15 protein-coding genes are annotated in these 15,447 nt (G+C 57.4%); 10 read left to right on the top strand and 5 right to left on the bottom strand.

Going from position 1 to position 15,447, the window contains the following annotated elements:
• Positions 1–8: 8 nt before the first annotated feature.
• A complete protein-coding gene (locus tag RYC17_RS22570; RefSeq protein ID WP_316904525.1) occupies positions 9–2,687 on the bottom strand; it encodes an autotransporter outer membrane beta-barrel domain-containing protein in 2,679 nt (892 codons plus the stop codon).
• Between the two features lie 252 nt (positions 2,688–2,939).
• Entirely contained in the window at positions 2,940–4,133 is a 1,194-nt protein-coding gene (locus RYC17_RS22565) for an MFS transporter (protein WP_316904523.1), read from the bottom strand.
• Positions 4,134–4,297: 164 nt separating this feature from the next.
• Between RYC17_RS22565 and RYC17_RS22560 the strand changes: the two genes are divergently transcribed.
• A complete protein-coding gene (locus tag RYC17_RS22560; RefSeq protein WP_058401500.1) occupies positions 4,298–5,431 on the top strand; it encodes a lactonase family protein in 1,134 nt (377 codons plus the stop codon).
• A 63-nt stretch (positions 5,432–5,494) separates the two neighbouring features.
• Here RYC17_RS22560 and RYC17_RS22555 read toward each other — a convergent pair whose 3' ends face one another.
• The 3 genes from RYC17_RS22555 to RYC17_RS22545 form a co-directional block, all read right to left on the bottom strand.
• Positions 5,495–7,084 (bottom strand): ABC-F family ATPase, encoded by a 1,590-nt coding sequence (locus tag RYC17_RS22555; protein ID WP_002553692.1) that lies wholly within the window; start codon positions 7,082–7,084, stop codon positions 5,495–5,497.
• Between the two features lie 398 nt (positions 7,085–7,482).
• Positions 7,483–8,331: a lipopolysaccharide biosynthesis protein gene (locus RYC17_RS22550; RefSeq protein WP_122281411.1), complete on the bottom strand. Its 849-nt coding sequence runs from the start codon at positions 8,329–8,331 to the stop codon at positions 7,483–7,485.
• 587 nt (positions 8,332–8,918) lie between these two features.
• The gene (locus tag RYC17_RS22545) at positions 8,919–9,053 is read right to left on the bottom strand and encodes a hypothetical protein (protein WP_264674894.1); all 135 of its coding nucleotides are present in this window, start codon (positions 9,051–9,053) and stop codon (positions 8,919–8,921) included.
• Between the two features lie 137 nt (positions 9,054–9,190).
• Between RYC17_RS22545 and RYC17_RS22540 the strand changes: the two genes are divergently transcribed.
• The 9 genes from RYC17_RS22540 (at position 9,191) to RYC17_RS22500 (ending at position 15,446) form a co-directional block, all read left to right on the top strand.
• A complete protein-coding gene (locus RYC17_RS22540; protein WP_005732846.1) occupies positions 9,191–9,892 on the top strand; it encodes a DUF3053 domain-containing protein in 702 nt (233 codons plus the stop codon).
• A 96-nt stretch (positions 9,893–9,988) separates the two neighbouring features.
• Positions 9,989–10,555, top strand: a complete 567-nt coding sequence (locus tag RYC17_RS22535; RefSeq protein WP_316904519.1) for a GNAT family N-acetyltransferase — start codon at positions 9,989–9,991, stop codon at positions 10,553–10,555.
• Positions 10,556–10,674: 119 nt separating this feature from the next.
• Positions 10,675–11,100 carry a DUF3830 family protein gene (locus RYC17_RS22530; RefSeq protein ID WP_316904516.1) on the top strand — a complete coding sequence of 142 codons (426 nt, stop codon included), beginning with the start codon at positions 10,675–10,677 and terminating at the stop codon, positions 11,098–11,100.
• Between the two features lie 115 nt (positions 11,101–11,215).
• Positions 11,216–11,659 carry a hemerythrin domain-containing protein gene (locus RYC17_RS22525; protein ID WP_005743629.1) on the top strand — a complete coding sequence of 148 codons (444 nt, stop codon included), beginning with the start codon at positions 11,216–11,218 and terminating at the stop codon, positions 11,657–11,659.
• 49 nt (positions 11,660–11,708) lie between these two features.
• Positions 11,709–12,068 carry a hypothetical protein gene (locus RYC17_RS22520; protein WP_005743630.1) on the top strand — a complete coding sequence of 120 codons (360 nt, stop codon included), beginning with the start codon at positions 11,709–11,711 and terminating at the stop codon, positions 12,066–12,068.
• Positions 12,069–12,414: 346 nt separating this feature from the next.
• Positions 12,415–13,266, top strand: coding sequence for a transporter substrate-binding domain-containing protein (locus RYC17_RS22515; RefSeq protein WP_316904514.1), 852 nt, complete (start codon positions 12,415–12,417; stop codon positions 13,264–13,266).
• A gap of 63 nt (positions 13,267–13,329) precedes the next feature.
• Positions 13,330–13,992 carry an amino acid ABC transporter permease gene (locus tag RYC17_RS22510; protein WP_002553700.1) on the top strand — a complete coding sequence of 221 codons (663 nt, stop codon included), beginning with the start codon at positions 13,330–13,332 and terminating at the stop codon, positions 13,990–13,992.
• Between the two features lie 9 nt (positions 13,993–14,001).
• A complete protein-coding gene (locus RYC17_RS22505; protein WP_004665521.1) occupies positions 14,002–14,664 on the top strand; it encodes an amino acid ABC transporter permease in 663 nt (220 codons plus the stop codon).
• Positions 14,661–15,446 (top strand): amino acid ABC transporter ATP-binding protein, encoded by a 786-nt coding sequence (locus tag RYC17_RS22500; protein ID WP_219171562.1) that lies wholly within the window; start codon positions 14,661–14,663, stop codon positions 15,444–15,446. Before RYC17_RS22505 ends, RYC17_RS22500 begins: the two co-directional genes overlap by 4 nt.
• The last annotated feature ends 1 nt before the right edge of the window (position 15,447 follow it).

Genomic DNA, 15,447 nt, shown 5'->3' with positions numbered 1-15,447 from the left:
CGGTCGCATTACCACACCAGCCTGAAACCCAGGCTGGTGTTTACTCCCTCCGTTCCTTGTTCGCCCAGATCACCAAGGTAATCAGCGCTCCAGTGCAGACTGGCCTTGCTGCTCAATGTCGCTATCATCCTGGCGCCGATACTGCCCGTCGTTGATCGATGCTCGGTTCTTATCTGCTCTGCATGATCGAATGTCAGCGTGTCATGGCCGTCCTTGGTGTGCCAGAGGTTGGCTCGTAGATAAGGCTCTATCGGTGCGCTACTGAATTGATAGCGCCCCTTGAAACGCACGCCGATGCGCCCTGTGGTGTAAGCCTGACTGTCGAATCCGAGATGGGCAATGCCGTCATGCTGATCCTGAAGGTCTATGCGTTGGTAGATGATCTGTAGCTGAGGCTCTGCAACCCAGCGCTGTGAGAGTGGCAGCGAATACCCGGCCTCTGCAGACAGGCTCATCACATGGCCTTCAATGTCGACACCTGTGCCCCTGACAGAGCGGCTGCGGCCGTCCAGGCGAGTGCCCATCGCTACGGCGTCAACGTACCCGCCACCGGGCGTCGTCAGCGTCCAATAGGCCCCCAGGCTTTGCCCGCTCAGTTTCAGGTGCCCTGTTTCGTAGTTTCTGAAACCCTCAGCAAAACCCTGCACCTTGCCATCCAGACGGTTATGCGCGACGAACAGCCCGACGCGCTGGCTCCGCCCGTTTTCCAAGTGCCAGGCATACAGATCATGGCCGATCTGGTAGCCCTTGAATGAAGCGTCCAGGCCTGGGCTCACGTCTCCAGACCAGCGTTGCCTGAGGTCGCTGCCAAACACACGTGCCCATCCGGCAGGCGCCATGCCGTATTCAGTCAGTAGCGCCTGATCACCCTGGCGCTCATGAAAGGTGCCCAGTGAACTCAGCGCCAGGACCGCAGCGCTTGGCGCTGCCACTGAATAGTTGGCGACCTCGGGGCGGTACAACGCGATGGGCGCGGCTCCGCGAACGAGTTCCGGCAGTGGCGGTGTTCCGATCGCGGGCACTGGCAGTGTGGCTGCCGGGAGGACCGGGGCCGGGGTGGTCGGCGCAGGCTCAGGGTTTGGGAGCGGGGCGGGCACAGGTTGCGGTGTTGGTGTCGGCTCGGGAGCAGGTTCAGGAGTCGGCTCAGGTGTCGGCTGGGGTGTTGGCTGGGGAGTTGGCTGTGCAGGTTCGGGGAGGGGCTCGACAGGGGGCGGCGCTGGCGTTGGCGGCGCAATCACCGCAGAGCGCAGGAACCAGCTGTTCTCAGAGCCGGCAGTGGCGCCGCCCTTGAACAGGTAATACTGATAAGCGCCTGCAGACAGCGGATTTTGCAACGAAAAGGCGCTGCTATCGCTGGTTGCACCGTTGACGGCTTGTACCACTTCAATGCCGTTGCCAAGGGTCAGGGCACCCAGCCCACCCGCATTGCTGACGATCATGCGCGTAGAACCACTGATCCTACCCTGTGCCACCACCAGTCGGTCGCTGGCGGATGCATCATCGCCCAGTGCCGAGAGCAACAGCAGCCGCCCGTTGTGGCCGGTGTAATTGCCGTTCACCGTCAATGTGCCAGTGAGCGCGCGGCCTGCATCGCTCACGTCCAGCGTTCCGGCATTCTCTAATGAAGCGAGGGATGCGGCGTGGAAGGGCGCAATGCTGCCCGAGTTCGAGATCAGCGTACTGGTGGAGTCAATGTTCAGAACGCCGGTGTTACTCACGCCGTCACCAAGGACCAGCTTACCGGCCAGATTCAGCTGCGAGCCGTTACTCACGTTGACCGTCTCCCAGTTGGCATAGCGACCCGGCTGCGACGATACAGTGTTGTCGAAGGTCAGCACGTCGTTGCCAGGGCCACCGTCGAGCAGCGGGTTGGCGCTCAGGTAATATTCGCTCAGTTTGTACAGTCGCGCCGTATCATCGCCTTCGGCCATCAACACACTGCTGCGGGCGTAGCCGCTGTTCAGCCAGTTGAAACTGTCATTACCGGTGCTGGCGCGAACTTCACCGCGTATATCGCCACCGCTGAGGGTGATCTGGTCGTCGCCACCGCTGACGCTGACATTGCCGCCCACGGAGCCGCCCGATAGGGTGATCGTATCCCTGCCAAAGCCGGTTACCAGGTTGTTGATGATTGTGCCGCCGGACATTTCGAACACATTGTTGTCCAGCTTCATGTCGACGCGGCCAATGCTGCCGCCGGTCATCACCGCGACGTCGCCGTCCTCGAACGCGCGAATGATGGTGCCTCCGCTCATCAGGAAGGTATCTCGCCCGTCGCCCTGAGCCAGCGAGCTCAGCGTACCGCCGCTCATGAAAAAGTTGTCGGGATCGTCGCCCTGGTTCAGGCTGCCGCTGATCTCGCCCGCCGACAACGTGAATGAGTCGACCCCGGCACCTTGGGTGACGTTGCCCAGAATACGGCCTGACTGCATATCAACGTTGTCGACTCCTGCCCCGTAGCTGATATCGCCGGAGACCGTGCCTGTTCCGCCTGTTGGAAATATCAGAATGTGATCGCCGCTAAGGCCGATAAATGAACCGCTGATGCCACTGTCGCAGACTTGAACGCCGGGCGATGCCGAGGCCCCAAGTGCGCAGGCTCCCTCTGCACAGGACGGGATAATGGCCAACATCATGACCGGCAGGACATTACGGGTGTGGTACAGATGAATACAACGAATTTTCATGACAGCTCTCCCGGCCAGGCAGGCAGCAGGGAGGCAATCGAAACGGATCAAGGTGCCAGACTGCCACGCTCAGTGACGTCGCACCAAGGCTGGCGACGGTCGCTTTGCAGGCCTGTTTTCAAGGCCCGCAGTACGAAGTCAAGAGGTCGCTGGCCGATGCGTCAAGAAGTTGACCGACCGGTGGCGGGATTTAAACACTTGCTACCAACTATTGGAATTACAAGCAAAAAACTTATGCACTAAAGGTAGTGTTCATGCCGGATATGTTTGGTCAGCGGTACGGCGTGATAACCAGATTGTCAGCGCCAGCGCGCACACCGACAGCAACGCCGCGTAAAAAAAGATCCAGTCATAGCCCTGACCCAAGGCGATAGCCCCCATTACAGGGCCGGCAATTGCCAGGGCAATATCGAAGAACACTGCGTAGGCACTCAGGCCTGCGCCTCGGCTGGGGGTAGGCACGCTTTTGATCGCTTCCACGCCCAGCGCCGGGTAGACCAGCGACAGCCCCACACCGGTCAGCCCGGCCCCTGCCAGAGCAATGCCGCTGCTCGGTGAAAGCCAGAGCATCAACAGCCCGCAGATCTCCACAGCCATACAGACGATGGCCGCGTTATAGCCGCCGAGCCGGTTGATGGCGCCGATGAACAGCAGGCGGGCGAGGATAAAGCACACGCCAAACATGCTCAGGCAATAGGCCGCGCCTTCCCAGCCACGGCTCAGATAAAACAGGGTGATGAACGTGGTCAGCGTGCCGTAGCCGATAGAGGACAGCGTCAGTCCCAGACCATAAGGCGCGATACGGCCGAACACTGACCAATAGGGCAGGCGCTCACCGGCTACGACCGGCACCGATGGCTTGTTGCGGATCAGCCACAGCGCCAGCCCGGCCATCACCATCAAGGCGACCCCCAGGCTGTTGAAGCCCACGGTATCTATGACTACCACGCCCAGCGGTGCACCAATGGCTATCGCACCATAGGACGCGATGCCGTTCCACGAAATTGATCGGGCCGTGTGTTCAGATCCGAGCTTGCCGATGCACCAACTGATGGTGCCAACCCCGATAAGCCCTTGGGAAACGCCGAGAAACAGTCGCGCAACGATCAGAATCGACAGGCTCAGCGTGGCAAACTCCTGAAGTAGCGTTGCCAGTAACGTCATGCTGCCACTGATGACGATGCCCCACAGTCCGAACACGATAGAGCGCTTGCTGCCCAGCGTATCGGTCGCCCGGCCGGCAAAAGGTCGACTCAGCAGCGTTGCCAGGTATTGCGAGGCAATGGTCAGGCCGGCAATCAACGGACTGAAACCCAACTGGTCGTGAACATAGCCGGGTAGCACCGCAATAGGCAGACCGATGCACAGGAAGGCGATGAAGGTGTAGAAAACGATGGAAACGATTTGCAGGGTAATCGTCATGGAACCGGAGTGTGCGGCAGGCATTGGGCTCTTCGCTGGCAGGCGGTGGGAGTGCCTCATCATGGCGTGCACTGTGACTAAAAGAAAGCAGGCTAACGGTTTTATGCGGGCGGATTATCAGGCAGTTGCTGTTCTGCAGATATGGTCATAGGATGACTGATCACGCCACAATAATAAAAAGGTTTGCCATGAGAAATATTCTGTTGCTGGCCGCTGCAGTCGGTTGTTCGTTTGGCCTGCCTGCCCAGGCAGCCACGTTTGCTTACATATCCAGTCCCACCGACGGCCTTATATCCCAATACCGTCTGGATGAGCAAAGCGGCGCGCTCAGCCTGGTCGAGCAGACCAAGGCCGGAGATCAGGTCAATCCGATGGCCATCTCACCGGACGGCAAAGCGTTATTTGCGGCGCTGCGTTCCAAGCCTTATCAAGTGCTGAGTTTCAGCATCGAGCCTGCAACAGGGCATCTCAAGCCGCTGAGCCAGGCACCATTGGCCGAGAGCCTGGCCTACCTGTCTACCGATCGCAGCGGGCGCTTCCTGTTCGGCGCGTCGTATGGTGCCGATTTGCTCAGCGTCCAGCCCATCGATGCGCAACACCGCCCAAGCGACAGTATCCAGACCTACAAGACCGGCATGCATGCGCATTCGGTGCGCACCGACCCGAGCAACCGTTTTGCATACGCCGGTAATCTTGGTGTTGATCGTGTTCTGCAATACCGGCTGGAGCCAAAGGACGGCAAGCTTGTGCCCATTGGCGAGGGCTATGTTGCTGTTACCGAGAATACCGGCCCACGCCACTTGGCATTTTCGTCCGATGGCAAATTTCTGTACGTGGTCGGCGAAATGAGTGGCACCGTCACTGCGTTCGCGATTAACCAGAAAACCGGTGCGTTGAAGCAGACAAGCACGGCGGACGGTATCCCGAAACGCTTGAACCTGGCGCCGGGGCAGGCCCGCGATGCGCGCAACAATGATCTCAAGGATGACCCCACCCCGCGTATCTGGGCGGCAGACATTCGCCTCGCGCCGAATGGCAGGTTGCTGTTTATCAGCGAGCGCACTACCAGCAGCGTGTCGGTGTTCAAGGTCGAGCCTGCCAGTGGCAAGGTGACGTTTGTCGAAAACTATCCGGTGCAGGAAAAACAGCCACGCAACATCGCAGTGTCACCCAATGGGCGCTGGTTGCTGGTGAGCGGTGAGAAAAGCGACAAGGTCGGCAGTTACGCCATTGCGGCGAACGGTGCCTTGCAGCGGGTCAGCGAAGCGCCCTCGGGCAAGGGTGCGCTGTGGATTGAAATGCTCAGCCAGCCGGGCCAGTAGCGGTTTTGAAAATAAAAAGCCCTGTCACAAGACAGGGCTTTTTGCTGTAGCAGCCTGACAGGCTTAGAACGAAACGCCCTGGCTGCGCAGGTAATCGTCGTAGGTGCCGCTGAAGTCGATCACGCCGCTTGGGCTGAGTTCGATGATGCGGGTTGCCAGCGAGGACACGAACTCGCGGTCGTGGCTGACGAAAATCAGGGTGCCCGGGTAGTTTTCCAGCGCAAGGTTCAGCGCTTCGATGGATTCCATGTCCAGGTGGTTGGTCGGTTCGTCCATCACCAGCACGTTCGGTTTTTGCAGGATCAGCTTGCCGAAGAGCATGCGGCCCTGTTCACCACCGGAAATCACTTTGACCGACTTGAGGATCTCGTCATTGGAGAACAGCATGCGGCCCAGAGTGCCACGTACCATTTGCTCGCCGCCTTGCGTCCACTGGCCCATCCAGTCGAAGAGGGTAGATTCGTCTTCGAAATCGTGAGCGTGGTCCTGAGCGTAGTAACCGATTTCTGCTGCTTCGGTCCACTTGACCGTGCCTGCATCGGGTTGCAACTCGTTGACCAGGGTGCGCAGCAGGGTGGTCTTGCCGATGCCGTTCGGACCGATGATTGCAACACGCTCGCCGGCTTCGACCTGGAAACTGAAGTCCTTGAACAGTGTCTTGCCGTCGAAGCCTTTGGCCATGCGATCGACAATGACTGCCTGACGGTGCAGCTTTTTGGTCTGTTCGAAACGAATGAACGGGCTGACACGGCTGGACGGCTTGACCTCGGCCAGCTGGATCTTGTCGATCGCCTTGGCTCGGGACGTGGCCTGCTTGGCTTTAGATGCGTTGGCCGAAAAGCGGCTGACGAACGATTGCAGCTCGGAGATCTGCGCTTTCTTCTTGGCGTTGTCGGACAGCAACTGCTCGCGGGACTGGGTCGCCACGGTCATGTACTCGTCATAGTTGCCCGGGAACAGGCGCAACTCGCCGTAATCCAGGTCGGCCATGTGCGTGCACACGCTGTTCAGGAAGTGACGGTCGTGGGAGATGATGATCATCAGGCTGTTGCGCTGGGTGAGGATGTTTTCCAGCCAGCGAATGGTGTTGATGTCCAGGTGGTTGGTTGGTTCGTCGAGCAGCAGCACTTCCGGATCGGAGAACAGTGCCTGCGCCAGCAGAACGCGCAGCTTCCATCCGGGCGACACTTCGCTCATCGGGCCGTTGTGCTGCTCGATGCCGATACCCAGGCCCAGCAGCAGTTCGCCGGCACGGGACTCGGCAGTGTAGCCGTCCATTTCCGCAAACTCGGTTTCCAGCTCGGCCACGGCCATGCCGTCGTCTTCGCTCATTTCCGGCAGCGAGTAGATGCGGTCGCGCTCGGCCTTGACCTTCCACAGCTCTTCATGACCCATGATCACGGTATCGAGCACCGTGAATTCTTCGTAGGCGAACTGATCCTGGCGCAGCTTACCCAGTCGTACGTTCGGCTCCAGCATCACCTGACCGCCCGAAGGCTCAAGGTCGCCACCGAGGATTTTCATGAAGGTGGATTTGCCGCAGCCGTTCGCGCCAATCAGGCCGTAACGGTTACCGGCGCCAAACTTGACCGAGACGTTCTCGAACAAGGGTTTGGGGCCGAACTGCATCGTGATGTTAGCTGTGGAGATCAATTACTTTACCTATCAATAACTTGGGCAATAACTGGGGAGCGCTGGTGTCAGCGGGTGTCGGGTTCTAGACCCGACCGGAGCTGTTCAGCCTGCTCCGCCTGAGCATGAGCTGATCCAACGGGCATACGTCTACAGCAACGGCAGCCTGCCATGGCCGCGTTGCCGGGATATGAATGTGGGGGTTCATGCCAGACATTGGCGCGCATTGTCGCATAGGTCGGGCGGCAGTGACATGGTGGACGGTGCCGGATTGCCGAGTTGTCTGCGTTGCGGTTCGCTCAGGTGCCTGTCGGGTAGCATTGCTCAAGGCGTTTGCGCAGGGCAGAGGCAGGTGCGATTTCAAAGGAAGTCGCAGAAGAAATAGACAGGGTCGTCAAGTTGCCTGATCGGGAGGTCGTTTACGTTCGGCTGGCGTTGTAATGGGCGACGCTTACTTTAAGCCGGGCTTCATCAATGCTCAACTTGGGAATGATTTCATCTGGAACTCGCGAGCTGTCGGACAAATTGAACACCTGAAAATCATCCCCGACTACCTGTTTCGACATAAGTTCCAGTGACGGGAGAATTCTTGATTCGTAGTGCTGGTCCAGTCCACAAGGCGAGCACACGTCTGTCGACGATTCATAGAACCGGCCTGCAGACTGATTCATATCAAAGCCTACGAGAAAGACGCTATCAAAACCAAGGTGATAGGACAATTGCAAGGCGAGATACATGACCGTGCGGGCGTCGAAAAAGCCCAGTTCCAGGTTTTTGCTGAAGCCGATATCCCTGCTTCTATGACTCCATAAAGACAGTTTTCTGACCAGCGCATCTTCTCGTGAACAGAGCGCTGCAACCGTCGACAACCTCGGTGATTTCTTCAGCGCATAGGCGTGCCCGGAAGGCCTGGGAATGCCGGAGTTGAACTGGTCTTCCCACAGGCCGACATTCTCGCTTTCGCGCATTGCCGCGGCGAACAGCTCGGGCTGCTGGTTGGGAAAGTCCCGGTCAGTACACACGTAGAACAATGGCTTGATGTTCGTTCCTGCAAACATCGAGAACGCCCCGTTCATGGTAATCATCGGGGTGTCCGAAAAGTCTCGGATCGGAAAGTTTCTGGCAGATTGACCTGAACCAATCAGCAGAACCGGGCCTTTTCTGGTGCCTCTGCATTTGCCGAAATCAAGTACGCGGGTCGGCTTCGGAATGTGATCTTCAGCTGACTTTCGAAGATAAACCGCCGCATTGATGGATTGACTAGTCATGACTACCTCATGAGCACTAGTGGCAAATTAGTTAGGGTATTTGGCGCGCAATGCTATTGGCTGCTGGCCATTAGTTCAATATCAAAGAGTTTCAATAGCGTATCAAACTGGAAACATTAAGCCACAGGTTGGTGATTAATTTTTGAAGATTTTTTCTTGCGTTAGAGAATTTTTAGGATGTAATGCACGACCTGCAGTATTATTTAATACTAAATAGCCAGTATCAAGCTCGCGGTTAATGCACCTGCCGCTAGATGCGCTTAGTGCAATATTGCTGAGCATACATACAGGCTTCGCGCTGTACGAGGGGAGGGAGGCGGGAGAGGGTGAGGCTGCAAGGCCCGGCTATCACCGGGCCTCCTTGTTGTGGCGAATTTATTGATAGCTAATCAGATTTCCGTTCCTGCCGTTTCCTCCTGAACCAGCTCCCCAGCGCGTGGAAAGGGTGAATGAACATCGCAATCGCTCCGAGCAGAAAGACGATGGAGACAAGGATCAGGCCCAGGCCCTCGTGTGCAAACATAGTGATTGACTCCTGTTGTTCACTTTGTCGGTGCGCTGAAGACTAGTCGCTGAAACGTTTCACCTCATGAAGAAATGTTAATGAACTTTCCTGAAAAGGCTGCCAGGCGAGCTTTTTGCAGTGCTGATGCTGCTGCGCCGACACTCTGAAGTACCTGCGTTTGCTGACTCAAATAGCCGAAGGGGAGCGGGTTTTCCATGCGCCGTTCTGGTGATGAGGCGTCGCAAAATTCATCCGCCGCGGAACTAGATGAAGTGATGACGAGACTATAAGCACGCTCGCGTTCGTCAGGCCATGCCGATGAGCGCGCATTCTCATCACCCGGAGGTTCCTGACATGAAGTCCCTTTTCCGTCCAGTCTTGCTGCTGGCTGTTGCTTTACCCCTGTTGCTGACCGGCTGCGGGGATAAGGAGCCCGAGCAACGCACTGCGTTCACTCAGTTCCTGCAAACCCGAATTATCGACAAGCCAGGTGTGCACGTTCCCAAACTGACGGACGATGAAAAGAAAGCCTTTGGTGACTACAGCTCGCACTATGCCGTTATTTCCGACTTCGGCGCGGGTATGGACACCGCTGTACAGCCTCTCGCCGGCTTGATGCAGAAAGGATCCTTTCGTTCAGTAAGCGATGTCATTCAACGTCGCGCAGACTTGGCTGCCGTGCAGACAGGTCTGGATGAAGTCGGCGAGAAGCTGACCATCGAGCAGGGCAAGGCCGATGCGGCACATGCCAAACTCAAGCAGCCCGATGACTTGAAAGTCGTTTATGACAAGGCGTATGACAGGACTGTGAGCGTACCCGCCAACACGTTCCGTGAAGTCTTGCCGCAAATAAAGGGCACGTTTTCGAGTGGCCTGAAGGTTGCCGATTATGTGGACGCGCACAAATCGCAAATCGATATCTCCGGTTCGGCGATAACCGTCAAGGATCCGGTCGTACAGGCTGAACTCAACAAGTTGCTGCAAGAGCTGAACGAGCAGGGCAAAAACGCTCAGCAGGCTCAGGCGCGCCTGCAATCGCTCATGACCGGTCGCTGAGACTGATCTGGCGGCTTGCCCCGGCCTTGTTGCCGGGCCAGGCCGTATGTCGGGTATGATTCGCGTGTCTGTTTGCCTGACCCAGGGTCTGCCTGTTTGATAATCAAACCTCTCTTATCGACGATTGCCCTGCGTGAAGCAGTGCCCGCTGACGCTATATGCCTGAGCGCGCTGGGCATGCAGGTCTTTCTCGACACCTACGCAACGCAGGGCATCCGTGAGTCCATCGCACGCGAAGCCCTCGACGCGTTCTCCCCGCAGGCGTTTGCGCATCTGCTTGGCAAACCGGAAGCGCTCATTATCGTGGCTGAATCTCTAGGGCATCTGATCGGCTTCGCTCAGGTAACGCTGTGCGTCGATCACCCGATGCTCGGTGTATCAACGGCTGCCGAGTTGCAACGCCTCTATGTGCAGGAACGTTTCACTGGATGTGGAGCAGGGCGACTGTTACTCGAAGCCGCCGAGCAGCGCGCTACGGCCAGAAAGGCCGCGTTGATGTGGGCGACTGTCTGGGTTGGCAACCCGCGCGCGTTGGGGTTTTACCCGCGGCAGGGTTATGAAGTGAAAGGTTCGCCACGTTATGAGTTTCAGGGCGAAACGCATGAGAATAGGCTATTCGCCAAACTGCTCGGCGGGTCAGATCCGGCGCGGACTTCTGTTTGATTAACGATTGCAGCTGCCTGCCTCCCTGTGAGCGCAGCGGAACTCCGTGACGCCTCACAAGGCTCGCGTTTATCCTTGCGCATCATTCTGAGCATTGTTGCCTTCAAGGAGTCGTTGCAGTGACCACCATCAAAATTACCGCGGGCGGATACGAGTTTCTGGCCGAAGCCAATCCGGATGCGCCGCAAACGGTGGAAGCATTTCTCAAGCTGCTGCCTTATCGGCAGAAATTCATCCATGTGCGCTGGAGTGGTGAGGGCTGCTGGGTGCCACTGGATGATTATCAATTGAAGCTGGATGGCACGTTGATCGGTTTCGAGAACGCGACCAGTCATCCTTCTGTGGGCGACATTCTGTTCTATCCGGGCGGTTACAGCGAAACCGAGATTATCCTGGCGTACGGTTCGTGCTGTTTCGCCAGCAAGATGGGCCAGCTGGCCGGCAATCATTTTCTGACCATTACTCAAGGCAAGGAAAACCTGCGCAAACTGGGCGTCAAGACGCTTTGGGAAGGCGCTCAGGATGTGGTTTTCGAGCTGGCCTGAGCCTGCGGTTAGCGCGCAGTAGTCATTTGCCAGCATTTCTCGGAACTGCTGATCTTCGCCAGGGGTCTAGTCCACAATGCTTCCAGCTCCCGGAAGCCGACCTGGAGACAAGACCTTGAATATCTTTGAAGCATTGCGTGAAAGCCATGATCGTCAGCGCGGTTACGCCGACGCACTGATCCAGACCAGCGGCGACAGTGTCGAACGAGAGAAAGCCTACAAACAGCTCAAGGATGAGCTTCAAGCTCATGAGACAGCCGAAGAACGGTTTTTCTATATTCCCCTGATGGCCCACGACAATGGCGTGGACCTCAGCCGCCATGCCATTTCCGAGCATCATGAAATGGACGAGATGATGGAAGAGCTCGATGAAACCGAGATGTCCAGCCCGGCCTGGTTGGCGACTGCGAAAAAGCTGTCGGAAAAAGTGCATCACCACTTGAAGGAAGAAGAGCAGAAGTTCTTTCAGATGGCAGGCAAGTTACTTGATGAAAAGCAGAAAGAGAGCCTGGCTGGTGAATACGTGAAGGAATACGAAGAGCAATTGGCTGAGGGGTAACAGGCCCGTGCAGTGCTAGAATCGGCTTTTTTATCAGCGAAGGCACGACATGAAGTTTCTGTTTTTGACGAGCGCAACGGTGATTGCGGCAACGGTTCTGGCCGGGTGCGCAGCGCCTTCAAACTCGGCACGTGCGGCAGGGCCATTCAAGGTCCTGTCGAGTGCCAAGCAGGATGCCGCCGTTGCCCAGTGCATTCAGGTGACCTGGCAGAACGAAGCGATGTTTGGCACATCGTCAGATGTGTTCCTGCATGATCTTTCCGGTGGCGGCTTCACCGTTTTCACTACCGAATCCAGGTATTTCGCAGACGTACACGCCAAAGGTCCTGCCACTGCTGTCGAGTTCTACGCCCCGCAGGGCGATACCCAGGCCGCCTTGCGATCTGCTGCGATTGCTACCTGCCTCTGACTGAATCTCTTGCCAATGCTCCCGCATTGGCAAGTAGTTCGTGGCGCTTTGCCTCCTATCTTCACTGCGGCGCGACCATTGCGCCTGCACCAGTACTGCGTACTCGATAGCGCGCGCGCACAAGAGTGGGGCCTTACCACTCAAACGTGACAAATGGTAGCGATGCGCTCAAGCCGTAATATCACCCAGCCATCAACTCCTTCATCTCCAGCCTTTTGATTTGCCTCGACATTTTTATGCGGTGTTTTTCGCAGGCCTCGTATGGCACACTTTCTGCTGTCTATTCCGTTGTTACATACCATTGTCCGCTATAGCGGAATAAAAATACTTCGGCGGAGTCTATGTCATGCATCGCGGACCTTCTTTTGTGAAAGCTTGTGCATTTGTCCTTGTAGCCTCATTCACGCTGGCCAACGCGGCTCAGGCCGCCGAAGGCAGCAAGCTGGATGCAGTATTGAAACGTGGCAATCTGGTGGTGGGCACAGGCAGTACCAATGCCCCGTGGCATTTTCAGGGAGCGGACGGCAAGTTGCAGGGTTTCGATATCGACATCGGCAGGATCATCGCCAAGGGCCTGTTCAATGACCCGAGCAAGGTCGAGTTTGTGGTGCAGTCATCGGATGCGCGAATTCCCAACTTGCTGACTGACAAGGTCGACATCAGTTGCCAGTTCATCACCGTTACCGCCAGTCGTGCACAGCAGGTGGCGTTCACCTTGCCGTACTACCGCGAAGGCGTAGCGTTGTTGCTGCCTGCCAACAGCAAATACAAGGAGATCGACGACCTTAAAGCCGCGGGCGACGGAGTGACCGTTGCCGTGCTGCAAAACGTATATGCCGAAGAGCTGGTGCATCAGGCGCTGCCCAAAGCCAAGGTCGATCAGTACGACAGCGTCGACCTGATGTACCAGGCGATCAACTCGGGGCGCGCCGACACGGCCGCCACCGACCAGTCTTCAGTGAAGTACCTGATGGTTCAGAACCCTGGCCGCTACCGCTCGCCGGCTTTTGCCTGGAGCCCGCAAACCTACGCTTGTGCCGTCAAACGTGGCGACCAGGACTGGTTGAACTTCGTCAACACCGCCTTGCATGAAGCCATGACCGGTGTCGAGTTCCCGGCTTACGCCGCCTCGTTCAAGCAATGGTTTGGTGTCGATCTGCCTGTGCCTGCAATCGGTTTCCCGATGGAATACAAATAAGTCCACTCTGACCTTCAAGGGCAGGGCAGGCCATCGGGCTTTCCCTGCCAGGTACGGGCAAGCATGAATTATCAATTGAATTTTGATGCCGTATGGCGCGACTTTCCCAGCTTGCTGGCGGGGTTGGGCCTGGGGCTGGAACTGGCCCTGATCTCGATCGCCATCGGCTGTGTGATCGGGTTGGCAAATGCATTTGCGCTGCTGTCACGTTACAAGGCACTGCGAATTGTCGCGTCGATCTACGTCACCGTGGTGCGCAACACGCCCATTCTGGTGTTGATCCTGCTGATCTACTTCGCCTTGCCCGGGCTGGGCATTCGCCTGGACAAGCTGGCGTCGTTCATTGTCACGCTGTCGCTGTACGCCGGTGCCTATCTGACCGAAGTCTTCCGTGCCGGTTTGCTGAGCATCCACAAAGGTCAGCGCGAAGCAGGGTTGGCCATCGGTCTGGGCGAGTGGCAGGTGAGGGCATACATCATCGTGCCGGTGATGTTGCGCAACGTGTTGCCAGCGCTATCCAACAATTTCATTTCGCTGTTCAAGGACACCTCGCTGGCAGCCGCCATTGCGGTGCCGGAGCTGACCTATTACGCGCGCAAGATCAACGTCGAAAGCTACCGGGTGATCGAAACCTGGCTGGTGACCACTGCACTCTACGTAGTGGCCTGCTATGTGATCGCCATGCTGTTGCGCACCCTCGAACAACGTCTGGCGATTCGCCGCTAGGAGGCTGTCATGTATCAACCCCCTGGCTGGTTGCAGGAATTGTGGACCGCGAGAGAAGTGCTCTGGTCCGGCTTTTTGACCAGTATCCAGTGCTCGGCGCTGGCGATTGCTGCGGGCACGTTGATCGGCATGCTGGCCGGTCTGGTGCTGACCTACGGCGGATTCTTCGCACGGTTGCCGATCCGGCTTTATGTGGATCTGATTCGCGGTACGCCGGTGTTCGTGCTGGTGCTGGCAGTCTTTTACATGGTGCCAGCGCTGGGCTGGCAGATCAGCGCGTTTCAGGCTGGCGCAATAGGCCTGACGTTGTTCTGCGGCTCTCACGTATCAGAAATCGTGCGCGGTGCCCTGCAGGCCATTCCCGCTGGCCAGCTGGAGGCTGGCAAGGCGATCGGGCTGCGTTTCAATCAGTCACTGCGCTACGTGTTGTTGCCGCAGGCCATGCGCCAGATCCTGCCGACCTGGGTCAACTCCTCGACCGAGATCGTCAAGGCGTCGACGCTGCTTTCGGTGATCGGTGTGGCTGAACTGCTGCTCAGCACCCAGCAGGTGATTGCGCGCACGTTCATGACCCTGGAGTTCTACCTGTTTGCAGGTTTCCTGTTCTTTCTCATCAACTACGCCATCGAGCTTCTTGGGCGGCAAATCGAAAAACGGGTGGCATTGCCATGACACAGACTCATAACCCCGGCCCGGCGCTGCTCAGCATCGAGGGCCTGCATAAATCCTACGGCGCAGTGGAGGTGCTAAAGGGTGTCGATCTGCGCATGCAGAAAGGCAATGTCGTGACCCTGATCGGTTCCAGCGGCTCGGGCAAGACCACCTTGCTGCGCTGCGTCAACCTGCTGGAAGAGTTTCAGGGCGGGCATATCCGTCTTGAGGGGCAGGATATCGGTTACAGCGACGTAGACGGCAAGCGTACCCGTCATCCGGAGCGGGTTATTGCACAGCACCGGGCAATGACTGGCATGGCGTTTCAGCAATTCAACCTGTTTCCGCACCTCAGCGCCTTGCAGAACGTGACCCTGGGTCTGCTCAAGGTCAAGAAGATGCCCAAGGATCAGGCCATTGCCCTGGCGGAAAAGTGGCTGGACCGGGTCGGGCTGCTGGAGCGCCGCAATCACTTTCCCGGCCAGTTGTCCGGTGGTCAGCAGCAGCGGGTCGCAATTGCCCGCGCCATTGCCATGAATCCCAGCCTGATGTTGTTCGATGAAGTCACTTCTGCGCTCGACCCGGAGTTGGTCGGCGAAGTGCTGAGCGTTATCAAGGACCTGGCCGAGGACGGCATGACCATGCTGCTGGTGACTCACGAAATGCGTTTCGCCTATGAGGTTTCAGACCAGATCGTATTCATGAATCAAGGGCGCATCGAGGAGCAGGGGCCACCCAAGACGCTGTTCGAGCAACCGAAATCGACGCGCTTGAGCGAATTTCTCAAGAACATCCGTTTTTAAC

It is taken from the genome of Pseudomonas syringae group sp. J248-6 (assembly GCF_032586995.1).
In the GTDB taxonomy this organism is placed as follows: Bacteria; Pseudomonadota; Gammaproteobacteria; order Pseudomonadales; family Pseudomonadaceae; genus Aquipseudomonas; species Aquipseudomonas amygdali.
The sequence above is the reverse complement of the archived record's forward strand: the minus strand, read 5'-3'. Positions and strand labels throughout refer to the sequence as shown.